The sequence below is a fragment of the Streptomyces sp. NBC_01551 genome (assembly GCF_026339935.1).
Classification (GTDB): Bacteria; Actinomycetota; Actinomycetes; order Streptomycetales; family Streptomycetaceae; genus Streptomyces.
On sequence record NZ_JAPEPX010000001.1, the window covers coordinates 5,063,697 to 5,077,319 of the forward strand.

Below are 13,623 nucleotides of genomic sequence, written 5' to 3' on the forward strand. Positions count from 1 at the left end.
CTCCGTCGGCATCGGGAACGCCTGAGGAGGAGCAGGGGGTTCCCATGCCGCAGCCCGGCAACCCGGTCGCCTACCCGGCGTTGGGCATGCCGGGCGGGCCGGCGGATGCCCCGCAGCCCTCGGCCCGGGGCGAGGATGCCGCTCCCGGCTCCGGGGCCGGGGATCCGCAGACGGGCACACCCGGAGCCCGGCCGGCAGCGGCCGCCCCAGCGGCGCCGTGGGGGGCTTCCGGTGCCCTGGCCGGAGGTAAGCCGGGGGCTCCGGGCGGGCGCTCCGAAGGCGGCGTCGGGTCCGTCCCGGACGTGGCGGGCGAGGTGCCCGGGCAGGAGGGCTCCGCAGGGGCTGGCCCCGTACCCGCGCCGGCTCCGTACGGCGAACCGGTGCAGTATCCGGCGGCCAGCGTGCCCCGGCAGAAGGACGGCATGGCCAGACCCCGGGTCGGCGGGTCCGGACCCGTCGGGCCCGAACCGGCCGCGCTGCCCGACCTCCTGGACCACCCCGACCCGGCCGTCGCCGCAGAGGCCGCCGCGGTGGAGAACCTGCTGCGGTGCTGGGTCCGCGAGAACGGCATCGGCCGGCCCGACGGCCCGGTCGGCACCCTGCTGCGCATCCCCCTCCCCGCATCCGGCGCGGCCCTGCTCGTCCCCGTCCGGTACTGGTCCCCGGCCGGCTGGCACCGCTTCTCCCCGCCCCGGTTCGAAGGCGCGCCCTCCCACGCCCCCGCCCTGGACGCCGTCACCCTCGCCGCCCTGATCGCCCGCGAGGGCAACCCCGCCGGCCGCGGCGGCGCCGACCTCGTCGGCCGGGTCGCCGACTCGGTGCAGCGCACCGCCGAGTTCATCGCCGACCGGCGCGAACACCCTGCCCCACCCGCGCCCGTAGCCGGGGACCTCTTCCTCACCTCCGAACAGTCGCTTCTCCTCGGACACCCGCTGCACCCCACCCCGAAGAGCCGCGAAGGCCTCTCCGAAGCGGAAGTGCGCCCCTACTCACCCGAACTCCACGGCTCCTTCCCCCTCCACTGGCTGGCGGTCGCCCCCGCCGCCCTCGCCACCGACTCCGCCTGGACCGAACGCGGACGCCTCGTCTCCGCCGCGCAACTCCTCGGCCGGCTCGCCCCCGGACTCCGGATGCCCGACGGCGCCACCCCCCTTCCCCTGCACCCCTGGCAGGCCCGCGACCTGCTGCGGCGCCCCGCCGTCACCGCCCTCCGCGACGCGGGACTCCTGACCGACCTCGGCCCGCACGGCGAGCCCTGGCACCCCACCTCCTCCGTCCGCACCGTCCACCGCCCCGGCGCACCCGCGATGCTCAAGCTCTCCCTGGGCCTGCGCATCACCAACTCCCGCCGCGAGAACCTCCGCAAGGAACTCCACCGCGGTGTCGAGGTGCACCGACTGCTCCGCACCGGCCTGGCGGAGCAGTGGCAGTCGGCCCACCCCGGCTTCGACATCGTCCGCGACCCCGCCTGGGTCGCCGTCGACGCCCCGGACGGCACCCCCGTCCAAGGACTCGACGTCCTGCTGCGCCACAACCCCTTCCGCTCCGCCGACGACGCCCTCTGCATCGCCGCGCTCACCGCACCCCGCCCCCTGCCCGGCGCTCGGACCGCCATGCGCTCCCGTCTCGCCGAGATCGTGTCCCGTCTCGCCGTCGCCACCGGGCGCTCCACCTCCGCCGTCGCCGCCGAGTGGTTCCTGCGCTACCTGGACCACGTCGTCCTGCCGGTGCTCGCGTTCGACGCGCTCGCCGGGATCGCCCTCGAAGCGCACCAGCAGAACACCCTGGTCGTCCTCGACGCTGTCGGCTGGCCCATCGGCGGCCGCTACCGCGACAACCAGGGCTACTACTTCCGCGCCTCCCGCCGCGCGGAACTGGAGCGCCGGCTCCCCGGCATCGGCAGCGTCAGCGACACCTTCGTCTCCGACGCCGTCACCGACGAACGCTTCGCGTACTACCTCGGCATCAACAACGTGCTCGGCCTCATCGGGGCCTTCGGATCCCAACGGCTCGCCGATGAGCGCGTGCTCCTCGCCGCCTTCCGCCGCTTCCTCGGCAAGGCCGCCGGCCTCGGCCCGCTCCCGGCACGGCTGCTCGACTCACCCACCCTGCGCTGCAAGGCGAATCTGCTCACCCGCCTGGGCGGCCTCGACGAACTCGTCGGTCCCGTCGACACCCAATCCGTCTACGTCACCATCGCCAACCCCCTTCACGATTGACGCGCCACCACCGATGCGGAGAAGAGCACCGATGCCCTCCACCGACGACACCGTCGAACTGCGCCTCACCGCCGAGCTGTTGCCCCGGCTCGCCGAGGCCGACCTGTTGGACTCCCCGGCCGCGTGGGGGGCCGCCACCACTCCGGTAGGAGCCTTCCGCCTCGAACCCGTACGGCTCGACCGCGACCTGGAACTCCTCACCCGCTGGATGAACGACCCCGAGGTGGCCGCCTACTGGGAACTCGCCGGGCCCGCCACCGCCACAGCCGCCCACCTGCGGGCGCAGCTCGACGGCGACGGCCGCAGCATCCCCTGCCTCGGCCTCCTCGACGGCACGCCGATGAGCTACTGGGAGATCTACCGGGCCGACCTCGACCCGCTGTCCCGCCATTACCCGGCGCGCCCCCACGACACGGGTATCCACCTGCTCATCGGAGACGGCACGAACCGCGGCCGCGGCCTGGGCACCGCACTGCTGCGCGCCGTCGCCGACCTGGTCTTCGACAACCGGCCTCGCTGCACACGCGTCATCGCCGAACCGGACATCCGCAACACCCCCTCCGTAACTGCCTTCCTGAACTCCGGTTTCCGCTCTCCCGCGGAAATCGAGCTCCCCGACAAGCGCGCCGCGCTGATGATCCGGGAACGGGCGCTGCGCAATCTCCTCTGACTGCCGCCCTGATCCCCGACCCCCTTCGCGCGTCCCGCTTCAGGCTCTCCCTTCGAAAACTCTGCGTCGCGCAGCAAAGTTCCCGATCTCCGAGGAGTCCCGTGCCGAATTTCCCCGCAGCCCCCGACTCCACAGAGCCGCCCCTGCCGCCGTCGCCGCAACACCCCTGCACCCCGCCCGAACTCAACCCCGTGACCTGGGACTCCGCCGGCCGCGCGCTCCTCGCCAAGATGCTCGGCGAATTCGCGTACGAGGAGATCGTCAGCCCCGTCCCCGCCCCGGCCGCCGCCGGTGACGCCTGGACCCTGACCCTCGACGACGGCAGCAGCCTCGGCTTCCGGGCCCGCCGCCGCTCGTACGGGAGCTGGCAGGTGGCCCCCGACACCATCACCCTCACCCCGGCGCCGCCCTCCACCGCGCACCCGACCGCCTTCGGCGACCCGTACGCCTTCCTCGTCCGCGCCCGCACCCTCCTCGGCCTCGACGGCGCGACCCTCGGCCACCTCATCCGCGAGCTCAGCGCCACCCTCACCGCCGACGCCCGCATCGCCCACACCGCGCTCACGGCCGACGTCCTCGCCGACCTCGACTACGCCGACCTCGAAGGCCACCAGACCGGGCACCCCTGGCTCGTCCTCAACAAGGGCCGCATCGGACTCTCCGCCGCCGACACCGCCGCCTGGGCTCCCGAGGCCCGCACCCGCCAGCGGCTGCCCTGGCTCGCCGCCCACACCTCACTCGCCGAGTACCGCGGCACGGCCGGCCTCGAAGACCCCGCACGCCTCTACTCCGCCGAACTCGACCCCGTCACCCGCGCCGCCTTCGACCAGGCCCTGCGCAGCCGAGGCCTCGACCCCCGCGGCTACCTCTACCTCCCCGTCCACCCCTGGCAGTGGGACGAGGTCGTGCTGCCCCTCTTCGCCCCGGCCCTCGCCTCCAGTGCGCTGGTCCCGCTGCCCGCCGATCCCGACGTACGCCTGCCCCAGCAGTCCATCCGTACCTTCCTCAACCTCACCCGCCCCGACCGGCACAGCGTCAAGCTGCCACTCTCCGTCTTCAACACGATGGTCTGGCGCGGCCTGCCCTCCGACCTCGCCCTCGCCGCCCCCGCCGTCACCGCCTGGATCCACTCCCTCCGCGACGCCGACCCCTTCCTGCGCGAGGAATGCGGGGTCGTCCTCCTCGGCGAGGTCGCCTCCGTCACCGTCCGCCACCCGGTCTACGAGCAGCTCCCCGAGGTCCCGTACCAGTACAAGGAGCTCCTCGGAGCGATCTGGCGCGAGCCCCTGGCCGGCCACCTCGCCCCCGGCGAGCGCGCCCGCACCCTCGCCTCGCTCCTCCACACCGACCCGCGCGGCCGCTCCTTCACCGCCGAACTCGTCGCCCGGTCCGGACTCACCCCCACCGTCTGGCTCCAACGGCTCTTCGCCGCCCTGCTGCCCCCGCTGCTCCGCTTCCTCTACCGCTACGGCACCGTCTTCTCCCCGCACGGCGAGAACGCGATCGTGATCTTCGACGAGCAGGACGTCCCCGTCCGCCTCGCCGTCAAGGACTTCGTGGACGACGTCAACATCAGCCGCGAGCCGCTGCCCGAGCACGCCTCCATGCCCGACGAGGTCCGAGCCGCCCTGCTCACCGAGCCGCCCGCCTACCTCACCCAGTTCATCCACTCCGGGCTCTTCATCGGCGTCTTCCGCTACCTCGCCGCCCTCTGCGAAGACCGGCTCGGCGTCCCGGAGACCGAGTTCTGGTCCCTCGTACGGGCCGAGATCATCCGCCACCAGGCGCGCTTCCCGGAGCTGAAGGACCGCTACGAGCTCTTCGACCTGCTCACCGAGCGGCTCGACCGGCTCTGCCCGAACCGGAACCGGCTCCACAAGGACGGATACCGCGACCGCCCCGACCGCCCGCACGTCGTCACCCACGGCACCGTGGCCAACCCCCTGTACCGCCCGTGATCGCTCTCCGATGCGGTCGCTGTCAGTGCGGCCCCGTAGGGTTGGCGGTGCTATGACGAAGCCCTCCCTCCCCGACCTGCTGCACGCCGCCGTCTCCGCCGTCGGCGGCACGGAGCGGCCCGGCCAGGTAGCCATGGCCGAAGCCGTCGGCGAAGCGATCGACGACAACTCCCACCGGCTGATCCAGGCCGGCACCGGCACCGGAAAGTCCCTCGGCTACCTGGTGCCGGCCCTCGCGCACGGCGAACGCGTGGTCGTGGCGACCGCGACGCTGGCCCTGCAGCGGCAGCTCGTCGAGCGCGACCTGCCGCGCACGGTGGAGGCGCTGCACCCGCAGCTGCGCCGCCGCCCGCAGTTCGCCATGCTCAAGGGCCGCTCCAACTACCTGTGCCTGCACCGGCTGCACGAGGGAGCCCCGCAGGACGAGGAGGAGGGCCTCTTCGACCAGTTCGAGGCGGCCACCCCCACCAGCAAGCTCGGCAAGGACCTGCTGCGCCTGCGCGACTGGGCGGACGAGACCGAGACCGGTGACCGGGACGACCTGACCCCGGGCGTCTCCGACAAGGCCTGGAGTCAGATCTCGGTCTCCTCCCGGGAGTGCCTGGGCGCCACGAAGTGCGCGTACGGAGCCGAGTGCTTCGCGGAGGCGGCCCGCGAGCGGGCCAAGCTCGCCGACGTCGTCGTCACCAACCACGCCCTCCTCGCCATCGACGCCATCGAGGGCGCCCCCGTGCTCCCGCAGCACGAGGTGCTGATCGTGGACGAGGCGCACGAGCTGGTCTCCCGGGTGACCGGCGTCGCCACCGGCGAGCTCACCCCCGGCCAGGTCAACCGCGCCGTGAAGCGGGCGGCCAAGCTGGTCGACGAGAAGACCGCGGACTCCCTGCAGACCGCCTCCGAGTCCTTCGAGCGGGTCATGGAGCTGGCGCTCCCGGGCCGGCTGGAGGAGGTCCCGGAGGACCTCGGCTACGCGCTGATGGCCCTGCGGGATGCCGCGCGCAACGTGATCTCGGCGATCGGGTCAACCCGCGACAAGTCCGTCCACGACGAGGACGCAGTCCGCAAGCAGGCCCTCGCCGCGGTGGAGAGCATCCACTCCGTGGCCGAGCGGATCACCAACGGCTCCGAGTACGACGTCGTCTGGTACGAGCGCCACGACCGCTTCGGCGCCACCCTCCGGGTCGCCCCGCTCTCGGTGTCCGGGCTGCTCCGGGAGAAGCTGTTCGAGGACCGCTCGGTGGTCCTCACCTCCGCCACCCTCAAGCTCGGCGGTGACTTCAACGGGGTCGCGGCCTCGCTGGGCCTGTCCCCGGAAGGGGTCGAGGGGGACGACGCACCCGTCTGGAAGGGCTTGGACGTCGGCTCCCCGTTCGACTACCCGAAGCAGGGGATCCTGTACGTCGCCAAGCACCTGGCCACGCCGGGCCGCGAGGGCACCCGCGGCGACATGATGGACGAGCTCGCCGAGCTGATCGAGGCGGCCGGCGGCCGCACCCTCGGGCTGTTCTCCTCGATGCGCGGCGCCAAGGCGGCGGCCGAGGAGCTGCGCGGCCGGCTCGACAACCCGATCCTGCTCCAAGGCGAGGAGACGCTGGGCGAGCTGATCAAGGCCTTCGCCTCGGATCCGAAGACCTGTCTGTTCGGCACGCTCTCGCTCTGGCAGGGCGTGGACGTGCCCGGCCCCAGCTGCCAGCTCGTCGTCATGGACCGGATCCCGTTCCCGCGCCCCGACGACCCGCTGATGAGCGCCCGGCAGAAGTCGGTCGAGGAGCACGGAGGCAACGGCTTCATGGCCGTCGCGGCGACCCACGCGGCGCTGCTGATGGCGCAGGGCGCGGGCCGGCTGGTACGGGCCTCCGGTGACCGGGGCGTCGTCGCGGTCCTGGACCCCCGGCTGGCCACGGCCCGGTACGGGAGCTTCCTGCGGGCCACGCTGCCGGACTTCTGGTACACCACGGACCGCAACCAGGCCCGCCGCTCGCTGGCCGCCATCGACGCCGCCGCGCAGGCGGAGGGCAAGTAGGGGGCGAGTGGCTCAGCCGTCTGTCCGGGGCATCTGTCCGGGGCAGGGGCGGGCGGAGGTACAAGACAGCTCCGGGACCGGCGCAGTAGGTCCCGGAGCTGGATGGGGGCGCGGGCTCAGACCCGGCGCAGTACCGCGACGACCTTGCCGAGGATGGTCGCCTCGTCGCCGGGGATCGGCTGGTACGCGGCGTTGTGCGGGAGAAGCCAGACGTGGCCGTCCTCGCGCTTGAATCGCTTGACCGTTGCCTCGCCGTCCAGCATCGCGGCGACGATGTCGCCGTTCTCGGCGACGGGCTGGCGACGGACCGTGACCCAGTCGCCGTCACAGATGGCGGCCTCGATCATCGAGTCGCCGACGACCTTGAGGACGAAGAGCTCGCCGTCACCGACCAGCTGGCGGGGGAGCGGGAACACGTCCTCCACCGACTCCTCGGCGAGGATCGGTCCGCCGGCCGCGATCCGGCCGACCAGGGGAACGTACGAGGCGGCGGGCTTGCCGGTGGTGTCCGTGGGCTGCGAGCTCGGCTGGTCGGAGCCGCGCACCTCGTAGGCGCGGGGGCGGTGCGGGTCGCGACGCAGGAAGCCCTTGCGCTCCAGGGCCATCAGCTGGTGCGCGACCGAGGACGTGCTCGACAGGCCGACCGCCTGACCGATCTCCCGCATCGACGGCGGGTAGCCCCGTCGCTGCACCGAGTCACGGATGACCTCGATGACCCTCCGCTGCCGGTCCGTGAGCCCCGAGCTGTCGGCGCGGATGCCTGGAGGGCGACCTGGCAGCGAGCGTGCGGGGCGTACGGGCTCCGCCTCCGGGTTCAGGCTTGCGTCATTCATGGCATGCACCGGCTCGAGTCGGCTCTGGGAGCGGTTCTGGGCAGTGATGGTGGCACTGTCTGCGGTGGTGGTCACGTCGGCCCCTCTCGAAATGTTCTCCCTAGCTGGACAACGGTAGTTGCTTTCGAAAGGTTGCGCCAAACACACGTTCGAGTGAAAAATCGCGGATCGCCCATCGTGGATATGGCGAGAGGTGTAAGGGCGATCGGTCCGCCGAACGCGGGTTCGGCCCGGGCTCCGCTGCTTACGGTACCCTTCCGGGTCGGGTCGCCACCGTGCGGGCCAGTGCCCAGTGTGGCACCGGAAGGCCGCGGATCCGGCCATCGGGCGCCGCGACACGCGGTGTGCCAGAAATCCACCACAACCCAAGATCTAGTGGTTGGATGAGCGCTGCCACCCAGAAGTTGTGGTCCTCGGTCGATCGGGGGCTACGACATCGCATATGCTTGTGGCTGCTTCACGAGTCCCCGGCAGAGCCTCGCTCCGCCGTTCAGGGACTCCGTGGGGTGATTCAGTCGTGCCAAGAGGGAGGGTGAGGGAACCATGCACTGCCCCTTCTGCAGGCACCCCGACAGCCGCGTCGTCGACAGCCGCACCACGGACGACGGCACGTCGATTCGTCGGCGCCGTCAGTGCCCCGACTGCTCCCGTCGTTTCACGACGGTGGAGACGGCCTCGCTGATGGTGATCAAGCGCAGTGGGGTCACCGAACCCTTCAGCCGTACCAAGGTCATCTCTGGCGTCCGCAAGGCGTGCCAGGGGCGGCCGGTCACCGAGGACGCCCTCGCCAAACTCGGCCAGCGGGTCGAGGAAGCGGTGCGCGCCACCGGGAGTGCCGAGCTGACCACCCACGACGTGGGTCTGGCCATACTCGGCCCGTTGCAGGAGCTCGACCTCGTCGCGTACCTGCGCTTCGCATCCGTGTACAAAGCGTTCGACACCCTTGAAGACTTCGAGACCGCCATCGCGGAACTCCGCGTGCCGCGGGCTCACCCCGAAGAGTGCGAGCAGGGGGGGACCGGTCAGGTCCCCGTGCCCGCCTCCGCCGCCGACTGACCGGACGGCCGCAGCGCAGCGCGGCCCGTCTGCTCCGCCAGGCGAAGAGACGTAGATACAGACACAGCACCGTGCCGCGGAATAACGCTGGCACTTTAGGGCGTTTTTGCCCGCATATGGGAGGCGGCATGACAGAGACGGCGAGCGGCTCGGCACGAGGTTCCCGCGCCAAGGGGACCAAGGCTGCCAAGGGCGGCCTTCGGATCGAGCGCATCCACACCACCCCGGGCGTGCACCCTTACGACGAGGTGAGCTGGGAGCGCCGTGACGTCGTCATGACCAACTGGCGCGACGGCTCGGTCAACTTCGAGCAGCGTGGCGTCGAGTTCCCCGACTTCTGGTCGGTGAACGCGGTCAACATCGTCACCAGCAAGTACTTCCGCGGCGCGGTCGGCACCCCGCAGCGCGAGACCGGTCTCAAGCAGCTGATCGACCGGATCGTGAAGACGTACACGAAGGCCGGCGAGGACTTCGACTACTTCTCCTCGCCCGCCGACGTGGAGATCTTCGAGCACGAGCTGACGTACGCCCTCCTGCACCAGATCTTCAGCTTCAACTCGCCGGTGTGGTTCAACGTCGGCACGCCCCAGCCGCAGCAGGTCTCCGCCTGCTTCATCCTGGCCGTCGACGACTCCATGGAGTCGATCCTCGACTGGTACAAGGAAGAGGGCATGATCTTCAAGGGCGGCTCCGGCGCCGGCCTGAACCTCTCCCGCATCCGCTCCTCCAAGGAGCTCCTCTCCTCCGGCGGCAACGCCTCCGGTCCGGTCTCCTTCATGCGCGGCGCCGACGCGTCCGCCGGAACGATCAAGTCGGGCGGCGCCACCCGCCGCGCGGCCAAGATGGTCGTCCTGGACGTGGACCACCCGGACGTCGAGGCCTTCATCGAGACCAAGGTGAAGGAAGAGGAGAAGATCCGCGCCCTGCGCGACGCGGGCTTCGACATGGACCTGGGCGGGGACGACATCACGTCCGTCCAGTACCAGAACGCCAACAACTCCGTCCGCGTGAACGACGAGTTCATGACGGCCGTCGAGAATGGCACCAAGTTCGGCCTGCGCGCCCGCATGACCGGCGAGGTCATCGAAGAGGTCGACGCCAAGGCGCTCTTCCGCAAGCTCGCCGAGGCCGCGTGGGCCTGCGCCGACCCGGGCATCCAGTACGACGGTGTGATCAACAACTGGCACACCTGCCCCGAGTCCGGCCGCATCACCGCGTCCAACCCGTGCAGCGAGTACATGCACCTGGACAACACGTCCTGCAACCTCGCCTCGCTGAACCTGATGAAGTTCCTCGACGACGACGGCAAGGGCAACCAGTCCTTCGACGCCGAGCGCTTCGCCAAGGTCGTCGAGCTCGTCATCACCGCGATGGACATCTCCATCTGCTTCGCGGACTTCCCGACGCAGAAGATCGGCGAGAACACCCGCGCCTTCCGCCAGCTGGGCATCGGCTACGCCAACCTCGGCGCCCTGCTGATGGCGACCGGCCACGCGTACGACTCGGACGGCGGCCGCACCCTCGCCGCGTCGATCACCTCGCTGATGACCGGTACGGCGTACAAGCGCTCCGCCGAGCTGGCCGCGATCGTCGGCCCGTACGACGGCTACGCCCGCAACGCCGAGTCGCACAAGCGCGTCATGAGGCAGCACGCCGACGCCAACGCCGTCGCGCCGCGCACCGAGGACCTGGACAACTCGATCTGGGCCGCGGCCACCGAGGCCTGGCAGGACGTTCTGCGCCTCGGCGAGAAGAACGGCTTCCGCAACTCCCAGGCCTCCGTCCTGGCCCCGACCGGCACCATCGGTCTCGCGATGTCCTGCGACACCACCGGTGTCGAGCCGGACCTGGCCCTGGTCAAGTTCAAGAAGCTCGTCGGCGGCGGCTCGATGCAGATCGTCAACGGCACCGTCCCGCAGGCCCTGCGCCGCCTGGGTTACCAGGAGGAGCAGATCGAGGCGATCGTCGCCCACATCGCCGAGCACGGCGTGGTCGTCGACGCCCCGGGCCTGAAGGCCGAGCACTACTCGGTGTTCGACTGCGCCATGGGCGAGCGCTCCATCTCCGCGATGGGCCACGTCCGCATGATGGCCGCGATCCAGCCCTGGATCTCCGGCGCGATCTCGAAGACGGTCAACATGCCGGAGACGGCGACCGTCGAGGAGATCGAGGAGATCTACTTCGAGGCGTGGAAGATGGGCGTGAAGGCGCTCGCGATCTACCGCGACAACTGCAAGGTCGGCCAGCCCCTCTCCGCGAAGAAGAAGGAAGAGGAGAAGGAGGAGGTCACCGCCAAGGCGGAGGACACCATCCGTGCGGCCGTCGAGAAGGTCATCGAGTACCGCCCGGTCCGCAAGCGCCTCCCGAAGGGCCGCCCGGGCATCACCACCTCCTTCACCGTGGGTGGCGCCGAGGGCTACATGACCGCCAACTCCTACCCGGACGACGGTCTGGGCGAGGTCTTCCTGAAGATGTCCAAGCAGGGCTCGACCCTCGCGGGCATGATGGACGCCTTCTCCATCGCCGTCTCGGTGGGCCTGCAGTACGGCGTGCCGCTGGAGACCTACGTCTCGAAGTTCACGAACATGCGCTTCGAGCCGGCCGGCATGACGGACGACCCGGACGTGCGGATGGCGCAGTCGATCGTCGACTACATCTTCCGTCGCCTGGCGCTGGACTTCCTGCCCTTCGAGACCCGCTCGGCGCTCGGCATCCACACCGCCGAGGAGCGTCAGCGCCACCTGGAGACCGGTTCGTACGAGCCGCTCGAGGAGGAGATCGACACGGAGGCCCTGAGCCAGTCGGCTCCGCTGGCCGCGGTCCCGTCCGCCCCGAAGCCGGTGGCGGTCGTCGAGGTCCCGGCCCCGAAGACGGCGCACTCGAACGCCGAACTGGTCGAGATGCAGCTCGGCGTCTCCGCCGACGCCCCGCTCTGCTTCTCCTGCGGTACGAAGATGCAGCGCGCCGGCTCCTGCTACATCTGCGAGGGCTGCGGCTCGACCAGTGGCTGCAGCTGAGGCACTGAGCCACCGAGGCGCTGGGCCACTGAGGCACTGAGCGACTGACGAAGCGGGGACCGGCGATGCGCCGGTCCCCGCTTCGGCGTTCGCTCGGGCCTCGGCGGGACCGCACAAGGCCTTGTGCCTGCGGGTGCGGCTCCGGCACGCTCGCCCGGGACGCGAACGGCACGGGTGGGGGACATGACGGACGAAAGCGGCGGATCCAAGAAGGACATCAACGCGGGGGCCCAGGCGGTCGCGGCGGTGGTGGTGGTCGGGGGCCTGATCGGGGGCGGGTGGGGACTGGGCGAAGTCTCCGAACGGAGCATGGGCGAGGACAAGCCGGCCGTCTGCTCCGTCACGAACGACGAGCTGCCGGAGCGGTACGCCTCCGGAGCGGCGCTGTGCGCGGCGCTGAACCGTCCCGATCTGCCGGCGCTCCTCGGGACACCGGAGGATCAGGCGTGGAACGCCAGGGGCAGCGGTAGGTGGATCACCCTGCTCGGCACCGATATCGCCACACCCGAGGCCGAGATCCAGCTGAAGACCTACACCGTGAACCTCTCCGCGTCCTACGACGATCCCGAGTTCGACCGCACGGTCACCGGCCTGGGCCCGACCGCGCAGCGGCAGACGGTGCTGGGGCATCCGGCGGTCCTGTACTCGGACCGGACCATCGCGATCACCTTCGACCTCAAGGGCGGCAAGGGCAGCTCCGGCCCCGGCGGCATCGCCCGCCACGTGCTGGTCGCCGCCGACACGAAGGACGGCGGCACCTCCTTCGACCTCACCATCTGGCGCGAGGACGGCAGGGCGCCCGACGACGCGGCGTTGCTCCGCATCGCCGAGCACGTGCTGCCGAACCTGCCGGGGTGGAGCGGCTAGGCCGGTGCGGGATTCGGCGTGCCGGGCGGGTGGTCGTCTCCTCCGGGCGGAAAGCGGGTTGGTGCGCAGGGCTGTCTTGGTGATCATTGCTCGCAGGGACGATCGGGCGCTCGTGGAGCGCGGGTGGGAGCGGGGGAGTCATGTGGAGCGGTGACGAGCTGGACCTGGCGGCCTATCTGGCGCGGATCGGGTACGAAGGGCCGGTCGGGGACGACGGGGAACTCAAGGCGGACCTCCCGACGTTGTACGCAGTGCACCGGGCGCACACCGCCGCCATCACCTTCGAGAGCCTGGACGTTCTGCTCGGCCGCCCCGTCGAGCTGGAGGTCAAGGCGCTTCAGGACAAGCTCGTGCACGGCCGTCGCGGCGGCTACTGCTACGAGCAGAACTCGCTGCTGGCCGCTGCCCTGGAGCGAATCGGCTTCGAGGTCTCCGGGCGCGGTGCCCGCAACCGCACCCGCGGGGACTCCCTGCTCGCGGTGACGCACGCCGTCCTCGTCGTCACCGTCGACGGGGAACCCTGGCTGTGCGATGCAGGGTTCGGTGCCATGGGACCGTGCGAGCCCGTGCCGCTGGCGCGCCCTGGCGTCGAGGTGCGCCAGGGGGAGTGGACGTACACGATCCGCGAGGAGGACGGCGGTGTCCACGCGCTGTGCCTGCTGCGCGAGGGAACCTGGCGGGACCTGTACGCGTTCTCCCCACAGCACTACAACCCCGTCGACTACGTGGTCCTGAACCACTACAGCTCCTCGCACCCCCGCTCCGCCTTCGTCGGGCAGGTGATCGTCCAGCGTCCGGGCGACGCCGTCCGGCTGGCACTCGTAGGGCGAGAGCTCACCCGTGTGTATCCCGACGGGCGGGTCGAGAGGCGGCCGGTGGCCCCGGATGAGCTGCCGTCGCTGCTCGCCCGGGAGTTCGGCCTTCGGCTGTCCGAGCGGGATGCGGGCGAACTGGTACGGCTCAACCGCGCCGAGGACTGA

9 protein-coding genes are annotated in these 13,623 nt (G+C 71.1%); 8 read left to right on the plus strand and 1 reads right to left on the minus strand.

Annotated features, from left to right (window positions below):
* Positions 1-422 precede the first annotated feature (422 nt).
* From OG982_RS23000 to OG982_RS23015, 4 genes are all read left to right on the plus strand, one after another.
* The gene (locus OG982_RS23000; protein ID WP_323139271.1) at positions 423-2,219 is read left to right on the plus strand and encodes an IucA/IucC family protein; all 1,797 of its coding nucleotides are present in this window, start codon (positions 423-425) and stop codon (positions 2,217-2,219) included.
* A gap of 31 nt (positions 2,220-2,250) precedes the next feature.
* Positions 2,251-2,889 carry a GNAT family N-acetyltransferase gene (locus tag OG982_RS23005; RefSeq protein ID WP_266783828.1) on the plus strand — a complete coding sequence of 213 codons (639 nt, stop codon included), beginning with the start codon at positions 2,251-2,253 and terminating at the stop codon, positions 2,887-2,889.
* A 101-nt stretch (positions 2,890-2,990) separates the two neighbouring features.
* Entirely contained in the window at positions 2,991-4,847 is a 1,857-nt protein-coding gene (locus OG982_RS23010) for an IucA/IucC family siderophore biosynthesis protein (protein WP_266783826.1), read from the plus strand.
* A gap of 52 nt (positions 4,848-4,899) precedes the next feature.
* Positions 4,900-6,870 (plus strand): ATP-dependent DNA helicase, encoded by a 1,971-nt coding sequence (locus OG982_RS23015; protein WP_266783824.1) that lies wholly within the window; start codon positions 4,900-4,902, stop codon positions 6,868-6,870.
* 116 nt (positions 6,871-6,986) lie between these two features.
* Here the strand turns inward: OG982_RS23015 and lexA are convergent, their stop codons facing one another.
* On the minus strand, positions 6,987-7,778 hold the full coding sequence (gene lexA, locus OG982_RS23020) for a transcriptional repressor LexA (protein ID WP_266783822.1): 792 nt from the start codon (positions 7,776-7,778) through the stop codon (positions 6,987-6,989).
* Between the two features lie 468 nt (positions 7,779-8,246).
* On the opposite strand from lexA, the gene nrdR reads away from it, so the two are divergent.
* From nrdR to OG982_RS23040, 4 genes are all read left to right on the plus strand, one after another.
* Entirely contained in the window at positions 8,247-8,759 is a 513-nt protein-coding gene (nrdR, locus tag OG982_RS23025) for a transcriptional regulator NrdR (RefSeq protein ID WP_266783820.1), read from the plus strand.
* 128 nt (positions 8,760-8,887) lie between these two features.
* Positions 8,888-11,776: a vitamin B12-dependent ribonucleotide reductase gene (locus tag OG982_RS23030; protein WP_266949189.1), complete on the plus strand. Its 2,889-nt coding sequence runs from the start codon at positions 8,888-8,890 to the stop codon at positions 11,774-11,776.
* Positions 11,777-11,959: 183 nt separating this feature from the next.
* Positions 11,960-12,643 (plus strand): DUF6215 domain-containing protein, encoded by a 684-nt coding sequence (locus OG982_RS23035; protein ID WP_266783816.1) that lies wholly within the window; start codon positions 11,960-11,962, stop codon positions 12,641-12,643.
* Between the two features lie 140 nt (positions 12,644-12,783).
* Positions 12,784-13,623 carry an arylamine N-acetyltransferase gene (locus tag OG982_RS23040; protein WP_266783814.1) on the plus strand — a complete coding sequence of 280 codons (840 nt, stop codon included), beginning with the start codon at positions 12,784-12,786 and terminating at the stop codon, positions 13,621-13,623.